The following is a 17,528-nucleotide window of genomic DNA, read 5'->3' as shown; positions in this document are numbered from 1 at the left end:
GTCAGTCCTCCGAACTCGCGATCAGGCCGGCGATACGGCCTTCGATGAACTTCGCGGAATCGGGGCCCGACAGCGCGGCGGAGCACAGCCGATCCGCAGACAAAGCGTACCCGTCGACTTGGTCCTGGTCTTGAATGTAGATGGCCCCCGCCGGGTACTCGATGTAGCCGATGCTTTGTGCCACCTCGAAATCGAGCAGCAGGAAGTCGCCGTCCAGCCCGTCGTGCACGGTCGTGGTCACCGGCATGACGTGCAGTTCCACGTTGTCCCGGCGCATCATTTCGAGCAGATGCTCCAGTTGCGCACGCATCACCGTCGGTCCGCCGACGATCCGGTCCAGCACGTACTCTTCGATCACGGTACGGAAACGCAGCGGGACGATGCTCTGGTCGGTGCTGTCCAGCCGCTGCCTCGCCATCCTGGCGCGCACCACCTGCTGCACCTCCCGCGGCGGCACCCGCAGGTTGCCGACCAGCAGCGCGGCCGCGTAGTCGCTGGTCTGCAGCTGTCCCGGCAGGAGCAGGGATTCGTAGCTGAACGCCGCCGTGGCCAGGCCTTCCAGTCCCACGAAGGTTTTGAACCAGTCGGGCAGCACGTCGCTGAACGGCGCCCACCAGGTGCCCTGATCGGCCCTCCTCGCCAGCGAGCTCATCCGGTCCACGTGCTCCACGTCCGCGCCATACGCCCGCAGCAGTGCGGCGATCTCGCCCGGTTTTTGCTGTGTCTTCCCGGTTTCCAGATAGTTGATCTTAGCCTGACTGCTGCCGATCACCTTGGCCGCGTCGGCTTGCTTCCATCCGGACCGGTCGCGCTCGGCGCGCAGGTCGTGGCCGATCAGAAAGCGCAGGGCGGACGGGTCTGCGCGATGGTCAACCACTGACGTACCTCCGTATCTCCCCGAGCACGCCGCACAGTGTCCCAGCAGACGCACGCCGTCCCGCAGTCCGTCCTAATGGCGTATGGATCTATGTATATATACAAGCTAGCTTGCGGTGTGCGGCCGGAGCGGCCGTTCCGGCACGGTATCGGGAGCAGGCATGTGGTGGAAGCGGCAGAATCGCGGCGGTTTGCGCGCGGGCCATGGTCGCTGAACCGGAACTGGCCGGCACCGTACTGCGCGTACTCGGTGACGAACTGCGACGAGCCAGGGGGCAGCGCGGCTGGTCGCGACGGCAACTGCAGGCCAGGCTGACGGCGAAGGTCTCGGTGCAGACGTTGGCGACCTACGAGCTGGGCACCCGGCACTGCTCGGTGGTACGGCTGATGGAGCTGTGCCAGGCGTTGGACGTCTCGGCGGTGGAACTGCTGGCCAGGGTGCAGGCGCGGGTGGCGGACGCGGAGCGGGTGCGGGTCGACCTGACCGCGCTGGTCCGGCATCGCGGCACCGAGCTGCTTCCGTTGCGCCGCTGGGCCGAGCACCGGCTGGCGCGCAGTCCCGCCGGGCAGCCGGCGGTGGTGTACCTGGACGGCGGCGCGATCGCCGGGATGGCGCGGCTGTGCGACACCTCGCCGGAAGGGCTGCTGAACGTGCTGCGGGCGCTGGAGCGGAGCTAGCCGAGCCAACCGGGTGTCCGCCGGTCGTCCAGCTCGTTCCAGCGGCGGTGGAAAACGGCCTGCCAGTGCTCGGCCTCGGCGGTGTTGTGCCGGTGCAGCAAGCCGTAGGTGAACGCGTTGGCGCCGGCGAGACCCGCCTGGACGCCGAGTTCCCGCAGAGCGTCCGCGGCGACCACGCAGTCGTGCTGGTTGCCCAGTGCGCTCTGCACCTTCTTGACTCCGTTGCGCCAGGACTTCAGGCGCGCGCCGAACGCCGGTTCGGCGGCGTCCGCGCAGTAGCGGGCCTGTTTCGCCTTCTTGCGGACCTCGTGCAGGGCCTCGTTCAGCTGGCTGCGGTCCTCGATTCCGTCCAGTGCCTTGACGGTGCGGCGCAGCCGGCGGTCCGCGCGGCGGAGCGCGTGCCGCAGTTCGGCGTCGGCGGGCCTGCCAGCCCGGTGGGTGAGGGGCGGGTCGGTGAGCAACTGGTCCAGTCCGCGCAGCAGTTCGACGTAGCGCGTGCTGTCGAGTGCCTCGAGCGCGGTGTCGCGTGCTTCGCGCTCCTGACGGGCGAAATGCGCGGTCAGGGCCGCTTTGACCGGTCCCAGCACCAGTTCCGTCGGCTGTTCGTCGAGTTGCTCGGCCAGCCGCGCGGCGAGTACTTCGGTGTCCCGTGCGGCGGCGAGCCGCCCGCTGAGCCATTTGAGCTCGTCGGCGAGGTCGCGGGTGGCGTCGCGGTCCAGCAGCCGGCGGAAGGTGCTCAGCGCGCTGCGCAGGCGACGGCCGGCGACCCGCATCTGGTGCACCGCGTCCTCGGCGCCCCGGCGCACGCCCACGTCGTGCGCGCGCAGCAGCTCGGCCTGGCGCCGCAGGTAGCCGAGCACCACCTCGCCGGCGGTGGTCCCCGGTTCCGCGTCGGCGTCTTCGGCTGGCAGCCGGTCGCCCAGGATCCTGGACAGTTTGGACGGTCCGGTGGCGCGCCGGACTCCTTGGTGCCGCAGCGTTTCGGTCACCTCGTCGAGCACCGCCGCACCGGCATCCTCGGCGAGTTCGACCTCCAGTTCTCGCCACCGCTCCAGCCGCGGGGCCTGGCCGATGGTCTCCGCGGCAACCTGGTCATCGGCGACGGCGGCCAGCGTGCGGCCTTCGGCGTCGAGCAGTTCGGCGGAGTCCCTGGTGGTCGCGATATGCGCGATCGGCACGAGCTCGTCGCCATGACTGCGGGCGGTGACCAGCCGCGCCAGTTCAACGGGCACGGTGTCCCGGTCCTCGCCGAGCGGCAGGCCGATCTCTTCGCGGCGTTCCAGGGACAGCGGGATCTTCAGGTGCCAGCCCGCGTCCGTGCCACCGGTCCGCCGGCGCAGCGTCACACCGGCCTTGGCCAGCCGGAGATCACGGGTGTCGAAGTAGGTGGCGTCCAGCCGCTGCTGCACGGGTTCGGTCCGCCCGGCGACCAGCCCGGTGCCGGTCAGGTCGGGGACGGGGGCGCTCACGTCCAGCTCGAACTTGCGTTCCCACTCGATGGCCATGACACGAAGATACCCGCCCGCGGCGGTGTGCAAGCATCACATTTCAGGCCGTTTCGGCGAAGTGCTTGAAATTCTCGATATTGGTTTCCGCCCGTGTGCGCAGCGACTTGGCCAGCATTTTTCCCATCAGTTTCATGGCTCCGCTGAACTGCATATCGTTTTCGGAGACCATCTTGGTCCTGTTTCCGTCCAAGGCGGTAAAATGGTTGGTGACGGTGTGCAGCATTCCCTTGGTCTCATAGGTGGAGACGCTCTGCCCGTGTGGATCGCGGCTCACCACGGTTTCGGTCAGTTCGAAGTCACGCCCGTCGCTGCGGTAGGCCAGGGTGGCCTTGGCGCCGGCCTCGCCGGGTGTTCCGCTCAGCGGCGTGATGCTGACCAGGTCGGGCTGCCACTGCTTGACGTGCTCGGGGTCCTCGAGCAAGGTCAGCACCTCGGCCAGTGGCCGGTCGATGATGATCTCCTTGGCGAATTTCATTGGTGCTCCCTCGTTCTCGGTCGGGCGAAACGCGCCCCGGTGAAAGTAGCAGGCAGGGCCAGAGTGAGGTGCGTTCGACCGGCGGGATGGCGTCGGTGAGCGGGACCAGCTGACCGCTAAACGGTGTAGGTGGCTTTGGCTGGGGTGGTGATGGTGTGGTCGGTGTGGGTCCAGCCTGGTTGGTCTTTGAGTTTGTGGTGGCGTTTGCAGTAGCCGCGGAGGTTGGTTTTGGTGGTGGGTCCGCCGTGTGCCCAGTCGGTGGTGTGGTCGAGGTCGGCTAGTTGGGCTGGTCGGTGGCAGCCGGGGTGGGCGCATTCGCGGTCGCGGATGCGGATGAACCGGTCGAGTGCGGCAGGGGGTCGGTAGCTGCTGCGGCCGACATCCACGGGAAGACCAGTGACCGGGTCGGTCACGATACGGCGCCAGGTGGAGCCGGGGTTGTAGGCGATTTCCTTGGCCAGCCAGGCGGGGATGGGTCCGGAGCCGGTGAGTTCGGCGTAGTTGTCGTTCAATCCGGCAAGGGTGGTGAGGTCGACGTAGAGGTACACGTCGGCCTTCGGGTTGCGGGGTGTGCCGCGTTCGCGGAGACATCGATCCGCGAGCACATCGGCCCGAAGTTGGTCCAGTGTGCGGGGTTCGCCGGCGACCTTCAGCGCATGGGCTTCACGATCGGTGCGGGCGTAGATCGCTGTGCCGACTTCGACGGGTAGATCGACGATGAGGGTGGTCATGCCTTCGCCTTGGTGCACCAGTTCGACTTTGCGGTCCAGTCGGCGGCGTCGGGTGCGGGCGGCGTATCCGTTCGGGTCGATTCGGGCGACCACTCGGTTCACGGCCCGCCGCAGACTGGAGGGGTTTTTGCCCGCCAGCCGTTCGCTCATCACCGCGTCGACTTCACGGGCCTTCTCGTCGGAGAGCACGGCGGTGGCGTCGAAGATCTTGGAGGCTTTGTACCCGTCGATGACCCCGGATTCCATGGCCTGCAACGTCTTCGGCAACCGAGTCGCCAACGCCTCGGCCAGCGCGATCTGCTTACCGGCCATGTTCTCCGTGACCGCCAGCCCCAGCGCCAACTCCGCTGGCACCCCTCTAGTTCTTTCTTCCACCTCATTCAACCGCGCCACCAGCCGAAGCTGCTCCGCCTCCAAGCGGCACTTCCGCTCCTGAATAACCTGAATGTCCTTCAACAACTCACAAGCCTGGTCCCTATCCATACCCGAATTCTATCGGCGACCCCCGACAAGAACCGGGCCCCGAGCCCGTCCCCACGGCGCGCCGAAGGCGGGCCCGAAACCCAGCCTAAGCAAGAGCCACCAACCGAGCCACCACCGCACCAACCGCCACCCGAGTATCGATCTCCACCGTCGCCGCGGAACGGAGCAACGGCTCAATCTCGATCGTGTCCGCCACGATCCGATCCCGCTCCTCAGTGGCCTTCCCGAAGGAGTTCGTCTCACGGTCGGCGATGCGTTCGAGCATCACCGCCAAGGGAGCACTTAGCAGGACGACCTCGTCGAATCGGGGATAGAACTTGCTCTGGTTCCACACGGTGCCCTGGATGAACAGCGGCGCACCGGAAAGCTCGTGCTCGGCGAGCAGCGCGTCGATCCGGTCCTCGCGCCACTGAGGCTCCACACCGGTGCCGTCGGGAAGCGGAGCGTCTTCGATCCACTCCCCGACGTCGGTATCCACCACTCGATATCCGAGCTGTGCCAACCGGTCCAGGGCTGTTGATTTCCCGGTGCCGGACATGCCTGTCACCAGGATGATCGTCACCCGTTCAGCATAGTCCGCACGGCGTTGACGGCGACCGTGAGCACGACAGGATCCCCTGCCTGCACCGCTCCGCTGAAATCCGGCCCAGGGGACACGTCGTCATACGGGAACGCGTAACCCCGGTTGTCCGGCAACTTCTCGTGCACGATCCGCGCGTAGTGGTTCGTGACGGGTTTGCCGTAGAAGGCGGCCGGGTCCTCGCCGGTCGGCTGGTTCGCGTTGTCCAGCAGGGTCGTCCGGTTCAGTGCCGCGGCCAGCCGGGGGATGATGCTCTTGCGGGCGTCGCTGTCGCCGGACTTGATGGCGAACGGGCCGCTGTCGCAGCTCCACACGTCCGCGGTCTTCGGCTTGTCGAAGCTCTCTCCGTTGTCGAAGGTCAGCCGGCCGTCTCCGCCGACCTGCCCGGTGAACTTGCCGAGCCCGGGGTTCTGCGAATCGACGGTCAGCGGCTGGCCGCTGTACTTCTTCCAGACCTCGTCGATGTACCCGTCGAGATAGCCGTCGAACCGGTCGGCTCGGTAGTGCGCGCTCATCGCCCGCAGGTTGGCGCCGTTCTGGCCGGTCTGCACCAGCTCACCCCAGTTGGATCCCTCCTTGGCCCCCTGTGCCTTGAGCTCTTCGCAGATCTGGTCCAGCGAACCGGAGGGCAGGCCGGGTACCGTCTGCCTGCCGGAGGACTCGGTGGTCAGGTCCAGGCCGAGCGGCATGCCGACGAAGTCGACGTAGCTGATGTTGGCGAAGAGCTGCGCGTCGTTGAAGGTGAATTCGGCGAAGCTCCAGTTCTTCTCGAAGTTGGGGTCGCCGGAGTTCAAGAAGCTCGGGTGCACCAGTGCCGGGCCGGGGTTGAGGAAGAATTCCAGCTTGTCGTCGGTGACCAGATAGATCCGGGCGCCCGCCATTTTGGGTACCTGGACCTGTTTCGGGGCGCCGCCGACCGGGCCGAGCGGAATCGCGCAGTCCTCGGGCAACGGGGTGTGCTCGGCCGGGGGAGAGGCGGGGTTGTACGGCGACCCGTCCGCCTTGAGCAGGACGAGCTTGCCGTCCGGTGCGGTGCCGGCGACGTAGGCGAACGCGTTGCCGGAGCCGGATCTGTTCTCGAAACTCAGGGTGAAAGTGGCCGGAGTGGCGGCCATCGCCGCCGCTCCACGCGCCCAGATCGGTGCGGTCACCGCGGCAGCGGAAATGCCGAGAAACGATCGCCGGGAAATCACCATTGGCCTCCCTTGGTCTAGACCTTTCCCGGGGAAGGTACCTATGGCGAAATGGTGGGGTCAACCCGCGGAGATCTTCCTGACCGGTTTTGTCACTAAATGATCTTCGCCGGCCGGTGCGTGCCACAGAAGTCCATTATGGACGGCCGGCTCAGAAGCTGATACCGCCCTGGATGTCCCTCGCCTGCACGACTTTCCCGCTCACGTTGCCAGTGATCTGGTTGGTCACCCCGCCGGACTCGGCGTGCTGACCCGCCGAGCGCTCCCACTCGCCGCGCAGCTCCTCGGCGAACTCGGGGCTCTCGGCCTCGGCGTCGGCGAGGCGCTCGCTCAGCGCCCGCACCTGCGGCGAGTCCTCACCGGCACCCTCCGCGGCTTCGAGCAGCGCGGTCGCCTCCGGGTCGTCCGAGAACTTCGACTTGACCAGCTGGTACAGGCCGACCACGGTGCGGCTGGCCAGTGCGGCGGCGATGGAGATCAGGACCGGTTCGGGCACAGCGACTCCCCTGGGGATCGTGCTCTGGCGATGCGGGCGCACCACCTTGGCACGATAGCAGTGACCGGCCGGTCACTTCCGGTGTTCGCTCAAGGCGCCCAGGGTACGGCGACCTGCCAGGTCACGTCCTCGGGGAAGAACGCGGCGGAGTTGTGCGCGCCGGGCACCCCGGCGCCGCCGGCCAGCCACAGCCGGCTCTGGTAGTGCCGGAGGAACTCGCCGGGGAAGTTGTACGACTCGAAGGACACGTCCGTGCCGTTGAGCCCGGGACGGGCGCACCAGGTGGCGTCCGCGCGGTAGACGGCGTTGTCCGCGAACGGCTCCTTGAACAGCTGCGAGTCCCGGTGGCGCAGGTAGTCGCCGGGGTAGTTGACCGAACGCAGCGAAAAGCAGGACGGGTCGGCCAGCCCCGGCACCAGCTGCCAGGTCGCGTCCTGCTTCTCCAGCGCGGGGCTGCCGCCGGTCACCACGGAGGTGACGCCCTGGCCGTCGAGGTGCCTTGCGTACCGGTCGGTCAAGCCGGGAGTGGTCACCCGCAGCGACTGGCGGGCGTTGACGTGCAGCGGCACCGACTCGGCCACCGGCCGCCCGGCGATGATCGCCCGGTTGGCCGCGGCGATCCTGGCCGCGTCCGGCTTGAGCACCCGGCGGTCGTAGGTGTAGAGCCCGTTCGTCTCGTTCTCCACGTCGGTGATCTCGGTGTAGATCGCGCCGGAGAGCCCGTTGCCCTTGGCCAGGCCCTGCACCACGGACAGCAGGCTGACGTAGCGGCTGGTCAGCGCGGCCGGGCTGGACACGTTCTCGTAGCCGCCACCGTGGCCAGGCTGCCATTCGTGGCCGGGGATCGCCAGGCCGAGGCCGCCGTACTCGCCGAGCACCGCCACCCTGGTCGCGCTCGGCGGCTGCGGGGTCCGGCCGGGCACCGGGCGTTGCGTGCTGCCGGGAGCGACGTAGACGTGGTCGTCGATCACGTCCCCGTTGCCGCCGTCGAAACCGCAGCAGTTCGAGCCGGAGTTGTTGTTCACCAGCCGACTTGGATCCCAGCCGTGCACCAGGTCCGCGATCCTGGCCGGGTCGTACTCGCCCCAGCCCTCGTTGAACGGCACCCACTGCACGATCGAGGTGACGCTGCGGAGCTGATCGACCATGTCGTGCAGCTCGGTCTCGAACCTGGCCTTGGCCAGCGGGCTCGGCGCCCTGGTCGGGGTCATCGACGGCATGTCCTGCCAGACCATCAGGCCCAGCCGGTCCGCCCAGTAGTACCAGCGCTCCGGCTCCACCTTGATGTGCTTGCGCACGGTGTTGAAACCGAGGTCCTTGTGCGCCTGCAGGTCGAACTTCAGCGCCTCGTCGGTGGGTGCGGTGTGCAGCCCGTCCGGCCAGAAACCCTGGTCCAGCGTGCCCATCGAGAACACGTACTGTCCATTGAGGACGGGGCGGAGCACGCCGCCGACGTTCGCCTTGCCGATCGAGCGCATGCCGAAGTAGCCGCCGACGGTGTCCACCGCCGTGCCGTCGCGCTCCAGCGAGACGGTGAGGTCGTAGAGGAACGGGTCGTCCGGCGACCACAGCCGCGGGTTCGGCACCGGCACCACGATCTCGGCACCGGCCGGCCCGGTACCGGTGGCCACCGCGGTGCCGCCGGTGCGCACGGTCACCCGCGCGGTCAACCCGGCCGCCGCGGCCGCGTGCGGGACGACCCGGACGCTGGCGGCGGGCAGGTCCGGGGTGATGTCCAGCCGGGTCACGTGTGCCGCGGCGGTGGGTTCCAGCCAGACGGTCTGCCAGATGCCCGACGACGGGGTGTAGAAGATCCGGTCGGTGGAGTTGAGCCGCTGCTTGCCGACCGGCTGCCCGCCCGCATCGGTGGGATCGAAGACGCCGACCACTAGCTCGTTGTCGCCGGGCTTGAGCTGGGCGGTGATGTCGAAGGAGAACTTGGCGTAGCCGCCGGCGTGCCCGCCGACCTTGACGCCGTTCACCCAGACCTCGGCCTGCCAGTCCACCGCGCCGAAGTTCAGCTGCACCTGACGGCCGGACCAGCCGGCCGGCACGGTGAAGGCGCGGCGGTACCACATCCGGTCGTGGTGGGCCTGCACGCCGGACAGCGCCGACTCGATCGGATAGGGCACCAGCACCGAGCCGCTCAGCGGACGGCCGATCGGCGGCGCCTGGCCGGCCGAGCCGGGTTCGAACTGCCAGGTGCCGTTGAGGTTCTGCCAGTCCGGCCTGGTCATCGCCGGTCGCGGGTACTCCGGCAGCGCGTTGTCCTGGCCGACCTGGTCGGTCCACGGCGTGGTCAACGCCGCCGCCGGCGCGACCTCGGAAGCTGCGGCGGCGGGAAGGCCGGGGAGCGGGAAGGCGAGCAAGGCAGCCAACAGAGTCAGCAGGAGCAGCAGAACCGCCGGGCGTCTTTTCGGGCTGCGCTTCATGGATTCGTCCCCCAGCTGGCAGTCGGCATCTTGACGGCGAAGTCAATTCTGGGTGAGAATTTCATCGGTAACTGGTTGACAACGTTGTCATCTTGTCAGGGAAGGGAAATCGCTCATGAGAGCGCGCAAGCGTCTCCTTGCTGCCGCGATGGTCTCGATCATCGCGGCCGGGACCGTCCAGGCAGCCGCCGCACCGTCCGGTCCCCGGTTTCCCGACGACCCGACCAAGCTGGTCGACACGTCGATCGGGAACAACGGCGACGGGACCACCTTCCCCGGTGCGGCGGCGCCGTTCGGCATGGTGCAGCTGAGCCCGGATACCCAGCTCAAGAAGTACGCGTCCTACGACTACGAGAACGACACCATCCTGGGCTTCAGCCACACCCACCTGTCCGGGGTCGGCTGCCAGACCATGGGCAACATCCGGTTCATGCCCACCACCGGCGCGGTCACCTCCTCCGATCCGGCGAGGTACGGCTCGAAGTTCAGCCACGACCGCGAGGAGTCGTCGCCCGGCTCGTACTCGGTGCGGCTGGACTCCTACGACGTGCAGGCCGAGCTCACCGCCACCGAGCGCACCGGGCGGCACCGCTACACCTACCCGGAGTCCGCCGGCAGCCAGAACGTGCTGATCGAGGTGGGGGAGAGCAACGGCTACACCTACGCCGGCGAGGTGAAGGTGGTCGGTGACGACACCGTCGAAGGCTGGCTGCAGGGCGGCAACTTCTGCTGGGAGACGCAGAAGGAGCGCTACCGGGTGTTCTTCAGCGCGAAGTTCGACCGGAAGTTCTCCTCCTTCGGCACCTGGACCGACGACACCCTGACCCCGGGTGCGAGGGACGCGAAGCTCGGGGCCAAGCGCAACGGTGCCTGGCTGAGCTTCGACCCGGAAGCGGGCAAGCAGGTGGGCGCCAGCGTCGGGCTGTCCTACACCTCGGTGGACGGCGCCAAGCTCAACCGGGGCGTGGAAAGCGCATGGCGCGGGTTCGACTCGGTGCGGGAGCAGGCGAGCCGGACCTGGCGTGACGAGCTGAACCGGATGCGCGTGGCCGGCGGCAGCACGGCGGACCAGCGCACCTACTACAGCGCGCTGTACCGCTCGCTGCTGCACCCGTCGGTCGGGTCCGATGTGGACGGACGGTATCGCGGGTTCGACGACCGGGTGTACCGGGCGAATCATCCCTACTACCAGATGTTCTCGCTGTGGGACACCTATCGCTCGCAGAACCAGCTGGTGGCGCTGCTGCATCCGGACCGGGCTGCGGACATGACCAGATCGGTGCTGCGGATCGCCGAGGACGGCGGCTGGGTGCCGAGATGGGCGCTGGGCGGCGGGGAGACGAACGTGATGAGCGGCGACCCGGTGACCCCGTGGGTGGTGGACAACTACCGGCGCGGCCTGCTCGACGACCGGACCGCGCGTGCACTGTTCGACCGGTTGTGGCGCAACGCCAACGAGGTGCCCGCGGACCAGTCGCGGTTCCGCGGCCGGGACGGGAACCCGAGCTACGTGGAGAACGGCTGGATCGGCTACCGGGACGTGCCCGGCTACACCTTCGGCGACACCCGGCAGTCCGGCTCGGCGACCCTCGAGTACGCGCTGGCGGACTGCTCGCTGGCGGTGATGGCGAACGGCCTCGGCGAGCGGGACAAGGCGGCCGCACTGGCTGCCCGCTGCCAGAACTTCACCAAGCAGTGGGATCCGAGTGTGCAGTCGAGGGGCTTCACCGGCTTCCCGCGCTCGCGCGCCGAGGACGGTTCGTGGGTGGGCGACCCCGATCCGGCCAAGTCCACCGGTTTCCACGAAGGCACGCCGTGGCAGTACCAGTGGCTCGGCCAGCAGGACCCGGCGGCGCTGTTCGCGCTGATGGGTGGCGCTGGGCAGGCCGCTGCCCGGTTGGACACGTTCTTCGACATCCCGTTGCTGCTCAAGGATCCGGCGAAGGCGGCGAAGGAGTCCTGGGTGATCGGCGCCTACGACTACCACAACAACTTCGCGTTCAACCCGAACAACGAACCGGACCTGCACGCGCCCTGGATGTACGCGTGGGCGGGCACGCCGTGGAAGACCTCCGCGGTGATGCGCGCGGCGCGCACCCTGTTCACCGACACGCCCTACGGCATGCCGGGCAACGACGACCTCGGCACGATTTCGTCCTGGCTGGTGTTCGCCATGGCCGGGGTGTTCGAGGCGACCCCGGGTTCGGGGCAGTACCTGCTGAGCGCGCCGATGTTCGAGAAGGTGGAGATCACCCCGGCGCGCGGGCGCACCGTCCGGATCGACGCACCCGGCGCGGACGCGAACAAGCTGCAGTACGTCGAGGGTGTGCGGGTGCACGGACGTGAACAGAGCAGGACCTGGCTCAACCACGAGGATCTGCTCGGCGCCAGGACGATCCGTTTCGCGCTCACCGCGGACCCGGCCAGTGCCACCTGGGGCACCACTCCCGGCTCCGCTCCGCCCCGTCTGCTCGACGCCCGGTGACCTTGAAGGACGCCTTCGGCACCTGCGCCGAAGGCGTCCTTCAGCGGCGGTAGCGCGAACCGGGGTGATCGTCTCGTAGCCGGACCTGCCCGGGCTCGTAGATGCTTTCGCGCAGGGTGTTCCCCTGGTAGTCCGGCCAGACCAGGCCGCGCCGCTGGAGTTCCGGCACGACAAGGTCGATGAACTCCACGAAGGTGCCGGGGGTGACCGCGTAGGCCAGGTTGAACCCGTCCACGTCGGCCTCGGCCACCCAGCGCTCCAGCTCGTCGGCCACCGTGGCCGGAGAACCGACCGCGACCGGGCCGAGTCCGCCGATGCCGAGGAATTTCCCGATCTCCTCCGGGGTCCAGGTGCGCGACGGGTCGGCCTTGGAGAAGTTCTCCACCACCGACTGGATCGCCTCGCTGTGCACGTGCTCCAGTGCCTCGTCCGGGGTGTAGCCGGACAGGTCGATCCCGGTCCAGCCGCCGAACAGGGTCAGCGCACCCTCGAAACTGGCCCGTGAAAGGTAGTCGCGGTATTTCTCCCGCGCCGCCTCGTCGGTTTCCGCGACGATCGGCGTGATCAGCGCGAAGAATTTGACGCTGGCCGGGTCGCGGCCGAACTCGGCGGCCTGGCGACGGATGTCGGCCACGTTGCGGCCGACCAGTTCGGTGGAATGGCCCATGATGAACACCGCTTCGGCGTGCTTGGCGGCGAAAGCGCGCCCCTTGGTGGACGTGCCGGCCTGGTACAGCACCGGGGTCCGCTGCGGGGAAGGCTCAGCGAGGAACACGCCGGGCACGGAGTAGTACTCGCCCTTGTGCTCGATCGGGTGCACCTTGGCCGGATCGGCGTACACCCCGGTCTCCTTGTCGGCCACCACCGCGTCGTCCTGCCACGACGACTCCCAGAGCTTGTAGGCGACCTCCAGGAACTCCTCGCCGATCTGGTACCGGTTGTCGTGGGTGATCTGCTGGTCCAGTCCGAGGTTCACCGCCGCACTGTCCAAATAGGAGGTGACGATGTTCCAGGCCACCCTGCCCTTGGTGAGGTGGTCCAGCGTGGTGAACTTCCTGGCCAGTGCGTAGGGCTGTTCGTAGGTCAGCGAAACGGTCACCCCGAAGCCGAGGTGCTCGGTGACCGCGGCCATCGCCGAAATCGACAGCAGCGGGTCGTTCACCGGGACCTGGGTGCCGGTGCGCAGCGCGGGCTCGCGCGAGTCCTGGTACACGTCGTAGACGCCGAGCACGTCCGCCAGGAACAGGCCGTCGAACTTGCCGCGCTCCAGCAGCTTCGCCAGTTCCGTCCAGTACTCGAGATCCTTGTAGCGGTGCGCCTCGTCCTCGGGATGGGTCCACACCCCAGGTGCGAGATGGCCGGTCACCGGCATGTCGAACGCGTTGAGCAGAATCCGTTTTCCGGGCATGGCAAATCCTTGCTGGGCGGCGAAAAAGAGGGCAGAAGAGAATTCGGGGTGGCCGTACGACTTCGGGCGGCTGTCGCTGGTCGTCACAGTGCAGCAGCGCCGCCGCGGTGGTCAAGGAACCCGATGGCCGTCCCAGCTGCCGGGAGGTTCAGGCCTTCAGCCCGCAGGGGTGGAGACGAATGCTTCGGTGGTCGCGTCAGCCGGACGCCGGTGGGCTGCCACCACGATCGCGGTGGCGTTGTCCGTGCCACCCAACGTGATCGCGGTTTCCACCAGAGCGGCCGCGGCCCGGCCCGGTTGGGTCAGGATTTCGCCGATGGCCGCCGGGGCGAGCGTCTTGTGCACCCCGTCGCTGGTGAGCAGCAGCCCGGCGTCGCCGCGGAGCTCGGTGGTGCCGATCTCCCGGTCGCCGGCGGTGCGCACGCTGGTGAGCACCATGTGCTCCATCCGCGGGGTGGTCGCCTGATGCCGGGCGCGGAAGTACTGCGCCAGCGTGTGGTCGGTGGTGAGCTGCCGCGGCGGCGCGGGATCGCGGTCGTCCCAGCGGTACGCGCGGGCGTCCCCGACCCAGGCGATCCGGTAGCCGCTGCCGCCGGTGTTGCCGAAGGGCATGGCCACCACCAGGACGCAGTCGCTCGCGCCGGGGTCGGCGAGCACGGCGCGCCGCGCGGCGAGCACCGCGGCCACCGGGCCGGCCTCGGCCGGGGTGCGGGCGGCGGCCGAAGCGGCCACCCGCGCGGCGCGGGCCGCGCCCGCGTCGTCCCCGACCCCGTCGGCCAGCGCGAACACCACCCGGTGCGTGGCCGGGTCGGCGAAGGCGCCGACCGCGTCCGCGTTGACCGCCCGGGGGCCCTGTGCGCTCGCCGTGTGCCAGCGCGGCCGTTCTGCTCCGAAGCCGGGGATCATGGCGCCCTCCTTGCCCGCTCACCCTCCACGATCCCCGCCTTCCCTGAGTACAGCCTGTGTTTCCCTTAAACCCGTCGTGAGTGAAAAGTGTTGCCCTGGCAACACTTTTCACTCACGAGGACAGGTCGTAGACGGTCTGCTCGCCGACGGTGGTCGCGGTGAAGTTGGCCGCCACCCACTCGGTGATCGTGGTGCCGGTGCCCTCGCGGCCACCGGGCCCGCCCTGGCCGCCGGTGACGAAGTACCGCACCTGCCCGTCGGCCACGTACCGCTGGAACTGCTCCAGGGTGGGTGCCGGGTCGCCGCCGCTCCAGCCGCCGATGCCGATCACCGCCTTGCCGCTGGCCAGTGCCAGGCTCGCCGCGGACTGGGCGCCGGTGGTCGCCGCCGCCCAGGTGCCGCTGGTCCGCGCCAGCAGCGCGGCCAGTTCGGGATCGGCCTGGTCCCGCTCCATACCCATGCCGCCACCCATCGCGGAGTCACCCGGGCCCGAGATGGGGATCGACCCCCGATGGGTCCTGGACGCGGTGTCCACCGTGTAGGCGGCGGTGGCCACCCCGGCGGTCAGCACCGCGGCCGCCGCCAGCACCGCGGTCAGCTTCCGGAACGAGGGCAGCCCGACCGCGAGCGCGGTGGCCACCACCAGGCCGAGCGCGACCAGCGCCCAGCGCAGCGCGGGCAGCCAGTCCGGAGTCCGGTCCAGCAGGATGAACCCCCAGACCGCGGTGGCCGCAACCATCGCCGCGAGCGCGGCACGGGCCAGCCTGTTGTGCCTGCCCTGCCACAGTTCCCGGCCCGCGATGCCGATCAGCGCGGCGATCGCGGGGGCCAGCGCCACCGCGTAGTAGGGGTGCGTGATCCCGCCCATGAAGCTGAACACCAGCCCGGTCACCAGCAGCCAGCCACCCCACAGCAGCAGCGCGGCCCTGGTGCGGTCGGTGCGCGGGGCGCGGCGGGTGAACCAGAGCCCGGCCACCAGGCCGAGCAGCGCGGCCGGCAGCAGCCAGGAGATCTCGATGCCCATGCTCGCGCCGAACAGCCTGCCGATCCCGGTTTCGCCACCGAACGCGACATTGCCCGCGCCGCCGCCGTCACCGCCGGGTCCGCCGCCGCCCGGTCCGCCTTCACCGCGGCCGAAGATCCGGCCGAGCCCGTTGTAGCCCAGCGCCAGTTCCAGCAGGCTGTTGTCGGTGGAACCGCCGATGTAGGGCCGGTCCGCGGCGGGCCAGAGCTCGACCAGCGCGATGTACCAGCCCGCCGAGACCACCACCGCCAGCCCGGCGCCAAGCAGGTGCAGCACCCGTTTGCCGAGACCGGTGGGAGCGGCCACCAGGTACACCAGCGCGAAGGCGGGCAGCACCAGGAACGCCTGCATCATCTTGGTCAGGAAGCCGAGACCGATCGCCACCCCGGCCAGCGCCAGCCAGCGCGGACTCGCCTTTTCCAGCGCCCGCACCACGAAATAGGCCGCCGCGACGAGCAGCAGCACCAGCAGCGCGTCCGGGTTGTTGAACCGGAACATCAGCGCGGCCACCGGGGTCAGTGCCAGCGCGGCACCGGCGAGCAGCCCTGGCACCGGGCCGGAACTCCGGCGCACCGTCGCGTACAGCAGCCCGACCGAGGCCACCCCCATCAGCGCCTGCGGGGCCAGCACGGTCCAACTGGAGAAACCGAAGATCCTGGCGAACAACCCGGCCACCCACAGGGCGGCGGGCGGTTTGTCCACGGTGAGCACGTTTCCCGCGTCCAGCGAGCCGAACAGCCACGCCTTCCAGCTCTGCGAACCGGCCTGCACGGCAGCCGCGTAGAAGGAGTTGCCGTAGCCGGAAGCGGTCAGGTTCCACAGGTACAGCACCGCGGTGCCGGCCAGCAGCACGGCCACCGCCGGACGTTGCCAGCGCGGCCGGTCCGGCCTGGCGGGTGTTCCGGTGGCCGGCATCGGGGTCGGCGGCGCCGTGCTGAGCACGCTGGTCATCGGTGGTTCTCCCGGGTATCGGTGGTGTTCTGGGTGGTTTGGCGGCGTGGGTGGAAGACCCAGCCGCGCAGCAGCAGGAACCGCAGCACGGTGGCGGTCAGGTTGGCCAGCACCAGCACGGACAGTTCGAGCACGGGCCCCGGCGCGGTCAGGCCGTGCAGCAGGGCCAGCGAGCCGCTGGTTAGTGCCAGCCCGAGGCCGAACACGATCAGCCCTTCGAACTGGTGCCGGCCCGCACCCTTCGCGCCGCGGATGCCGAAGGTGAGCCGGCGGTTCGCCGCGGTGTTGGCCACCGCGGTCACCGCCAGCGCGACCAGGTTCGCCGGCTGTGCGCCCATTCCGGTGCGCAGGGCCAGGAACAGCACCAGGTAGGCCAGCGTGCTGGCCACCCCGATCGCGGCGAAGCGGACCAATTGCTTGGGCAGGCTGGTGGGCACGCCGGGGGCCAGCACCCCGATCGGCCGCCTGCCGAGTTGGGCACGCAGCTCGCCAAGCGGCACGGTGCCGTTCGTCATCGCGCGGGTCAGCCGGACGATGCCCTTCAGATCGGCCAGCGCGGTGGCCAGCAGATCCACCCGCGAGTCCGGGTCGTCCACCCAGTCCACCGGCACCTCGTGGATCCGCAGCCCGGCGCGCTGGGCGAGCACCAGCAGCTCGGTGTCGAAGAACCAGCCGACATCCCGGACGTGCGGCAGCAGCCGGCGCGCCACGTCCGCCCGGATCGCCTTGAACCCGCACTGCGCGTCGGAGAACCCGGCGGCCAGCGTGCCGCGCAGCAGCAGGTTGTAGCAGCGGGAGATCAGCTCGCGCTTGGGGCCGCGGACCACCCGCGCGCCCCTGGCCAGCCTGCTGCCGATGGCCAGGTCGGAATGCCCGGACAGCAGCGGGGCCACCAGTGGCGAGAGCGCGGCGAGGTCGGTGGACAGGTCCACGTCCATGTAGGCCAGCACGGCCGCGTCCGAGGCCGACCACACCGCGTGCAGCGCCCGCCCCCGGCCCTTTTCGGGCAGGTGGTGCACGGAAACCTCGGCGAACTCGCGGGCCAGCCGCTCGGCGACTCGCAGCGTGCCGTCCGTGCTGGCGTTGTCCGCGACGGTGATCCGGAAGCGGTAGGGGAAACCGGCCGTCAGGTGCTCGTGCAGCCGGCGGACGCACGGTTCGAGGTCGGCTTCTTCGTTGTAGACCGGGATGACCACGTCGAGCACCGGGCCGGTGCCGGTGGTGTCGACCGGCCCGGTCTTCTGGGAAGGCAGCGTGACTGTCATGACGCCACCGTCGCGGTGCGGCCTTTGCCGTCGGTGT

The 17,528-nt window shown here is 69.2% G+C and carries 14 protein-coding genes; 2 read left to right on the top strand and 12 right to left on the bottom strand.

Annotation, left to right across the window (positions count from 1 at the left end):
- Nucleotide 1 precedes the first annotated feature (1 nt).
- Nucleotides 2-877, bottom strand: coding sequence for a helix-turn-helix domain-containing protein (locus AMYNI_RS0102290; RefSeq protein ID WP_020666347.1), 876 nt, complete (start codon nucleotides 875-877; stop codon nucleotides 2-4).
- A gap of 203 nt (nucleotides 878-1,080) precedes the next feature.
- On the opposite strand from AMYNI_RS0102290, the gene AMYNI_RS0102285 reads away from it, so the two are divergent.
- Complete coding sequence (locus AMYNI_RS0102285) at nucleotides 1,081-1,554, top strand: helix-turn-helix domain-containing protein (RefSeq protein ID WP_020666346.1); 474 nt, start codon at nucleotides 1,081-1,083, stop codon at nucleotides 1,552-1,554.
- Here the strand turns inward: AMYNI_RS0102285 and AMYNI_RS0102280 are convergent.
- The 7 genes from AMYNI_RS0102280 to AMYNI_RS0102250 form a co-directional block, all read right to left on the bottom strand.
- A complete protein-coding gene (locus AMYNI_RS0102280) occupies nucleotides 1,551-3,059 on the bottom strand; it encodes a CYTH and CHAD domain-containing protein (RefSeq protein WP_020666345.1) in 1,509 nt (502 codons plus the stop codon). The two genes, AMYNI_RS0102285 and AMYNI_RS0102280, sit on opposite strands and share 4 nt — an antisense overlap.
- A gap of 43 nt (nucleotides 3,060-3,102) precedes the next feature.
- A complete protein-coding gene (locus AMYNI_RS0102275) occupies nucleotides 3,103-3,537 on the bottom strand; it encodes an SRPBCC family protein (protein ID WP_020666344.1) in 435 nt (144 codons plus the stop codon).
- 116 nt (nucleotides 3,538-3,653) lie between these two features.
- Nucleotides 3,654-4,751, bottom strand: coding sequence for an HNH endonuclease signature motif containing protein (locus AMYNI_RS0102270; RefSeq protein ID WP_084628228.1), 1,098 nt, complete (start codon nucleotides 4,749-4,751; stop codon nucleotides 3,654-3,656).
- An 85-nt stretch (nucleotides 4,752-4,836) separates the two neighbouring features.
- A complete protein-coding gene (locus AMYNI_RS0102265) occupies nucleotides 4,837-5,313 on the bottom strand; it encodes an AAA family ATPase (RefSeq protein WP_026359964.1) in 477 nt (158 codons plus the stop codon).
- Nucleotides 5,310-6,482 carry a glycoside hydrolase family 64 protein gene (locus AMYNI_RS0102260; RefSeq protein ID WP_342667748.1) on the bottom strand — a complete coding sequence of 391 codons (1,173 nt, stop codon included), beginning with the start codon at nucleotides 6,480-6,482 and terminating at the stop codon, nucleotides 5,310-5,312. Before AMYNI_RS0102260 ends, AMYNI_RS0102265 begins: the two co-directional genes overlap by 4 nt.
- 193 nt (nucleotides 6,483-6,675) lie before the next feature.
- Nucleotides 6,676-7,020: a hypothetical protein gene (locus AMYNI_RS0102255; RefSeq protein ID WP_020666340.1), complete on the bottom strand. Its 345-nt coding sequence runs from the start codon at nucleotides 7,018-7,020 to the stop codon at nucleotides 6,676-6,678.
- Nucleotides 7,021-7,109: 89 nt separating this feature from the next.
- Entirely contained in the window at nucleotides 7,110-9,452 is a 2,343-nt protein-coding gene (locus tag AMYNI_RS0102250) for an AbfB domain-containing protein (RefSeq protein WP_020666339.1), read from the bottom strand.
- 115 nt (nucleotides 9,453-9,567) lie between these two features.
- Here AMYNI_RS0102250 and AMYNI_RS0102245 point away from each other — a divergent pair, with 115 nt between their 5' ends.
- Nucleotides 9,568-11,937 carry a GH92 family glycosyl hydrolase gene (locus AMYNI_RS0102245; protein ID WP_040405446.1) on the top strand — a complete coding sequence of 790 codons (2,370 nt, stop codon included), beginning with the start codon at nucleotides 9,568-9,570 and terminating at the stop codon, nucleotides 11,935-11,937.
- A gap of 40 nt (nucleotides 11,938-11,977) precedes the next feature.
- Here AMYNI_RS0102245 and AMYNI_RS0102240 read toward each other — a convergent pair whose 3' ends face one another.
- The 4 genes from AMYNI_RS0102240 to AMYNI_RS0102225 form a co-directional block, all read right to left on the bottom strand.
- Nucleotides 11,978-13,345 carry an LLM class flavin-dependent oxidoreductase gene (locus AMYNI_RS0102240; RefSeq protein WP_020666337.1) on the bottom strand — a complete coding sequence of 456 codons (1,368 nt, stop codon included), beginning with the start codon at nucleotides 13,343-13,345 and terminating at the stop codon, nucleotides 11,978-11,980.
- A 156-nt stretch (nucleotides 13,346-13,501) separates the two neighbouring features.
- A complete protein-coding gene (locus AMYNI_RS0102235; RefSeq protein ID WP_020666336.1) occupies nucleotides 13,502-14,251 on the bottom strand; it encodes a PP2C family protein-serine/threonine phosphatase in 750 nt (249 codons plus the stop codon).
- A 112-nt stretch (nucleotides 14,252-14,363) separates the two neighbouring features.
- Nucleotides 14,364-16,226 carry an ArnT family glycosyltransferase gene (locus AMYNI_RS0102230; RefSeq protein WP_020666335.1) on the bottom strand — a complete coding sequence of 621 codons (1,863 nt, stop codon included), beginning with the start codon at nucleotides 16,224-16,226 and terminating at the stop codon, nucleotides 14,364-14,366.
- Complete coding sequence (locus AMYNI_RS0102225) at nucleotides 16,223-17,491, bottom strand: bifunctional glycosyltransferase family 2/GtrA family protein (protein ID WP_020666334.1); 1,269 nt, start codon at nucleotides 17,489-17,491, stop codon at nucleotides 16,223-16,225. Before AMYNI_RS0102225 ends, AMYNI_RS0102230 begins: the two co-directional genes overlap by 4 nt.
- Nucleotides 17,492-17,528: the final 37 nt, after the last annotated feature.

It is taken from the genome of Amycolatopsis nigrescens CSC17Ta-90, from assembly GCF_000384315.1.
Taxonomy (GTDB): domain Bacteria; phylum Actinomycetota; class Actinomycetes; order Mycobacteriales; family Pseudonocardiaceae; genus Amycolatopsis; species Amycolatopsis nigrescens.
This window is presented reverse-complemented; position numbering and strand designations above follow the sequence as displayed.

Bases quoted from the DNA above. Each gene is read 5' to 3' on its own strand.
- AMYNI_RS0102235 (WP_020666336.1), bottom strand. From the start codon at position 14,251: ATGATCCCCGGCTTCGGAGCAGAACGGCCGCGCTGGCACACGGCGAGC.
- AMYNI_RS0102275 (WP_020666344.1), bottom strand. From the start codon at position 3,537: ATGAAATTCGCCAAGGAGATCATCATCGACCGGCCACTGGCCGAGGTG.
- AMYNI_RS0102225 (WP_020666334.1), bottom strand. From the start codon at position 17,491: ATGACAGTCACGCTGCCTTCCCAGAAGACCGGGCCGGTCGACACCACC.
- AMYNI_RS0102250 (WP_020666339.1), bottom strand. From the start codon at position 9,452: ATGAAGCGCAGCCCGAAAAGACGCCCGGCGGTTCTGCTGCTCCTGCTG.
- AMYNI_RS0102270 (WP_084628228.1), bottom strand. From the start codon at position 4,751: ATGGATAGGGACCAGGCTTGTGAGTTGTTGAAGGACATTCAGGTTATT.
- AMYNI_RS0102245 (WP_040405446.1), top strand. From the start codon at position 9,568: ATGAGAGCGCGCAAGCGTCTCCTTGCTGCCGCGATGGTCTCGATCATC.
- AMYNI_RS0102285 (WP_020666346.1), top strand. From the start codon at position 1,081: ATGGTCGCTGAACCGGAACTGGCCGGCACCGTACTGCGCGTACTCGGT.
- AMYNI_RS0102230 (WP_020666335.1), bottom strand. From the start codon at position 16,226: ATGACCAGCGTGCTCAGCACGGCGCCGCCGACCCCGATGCCGGCCACC.
- AMYNI_RS0102280 (WP_020666345.1), bottom strand. From the start codon at position 3,059: ATGGCCATCGAGTGGGAACGCAAGTTCGAGCTGGACGTGAGCGCCCCC.
- AMYNI_RS0102240 (WP_020666337.1), bottom strand. From the start codon at position 13,345: ATGCCCGGAAAACGGATTCTGCTCAACGCGTTCGACATGCCGGTGACC.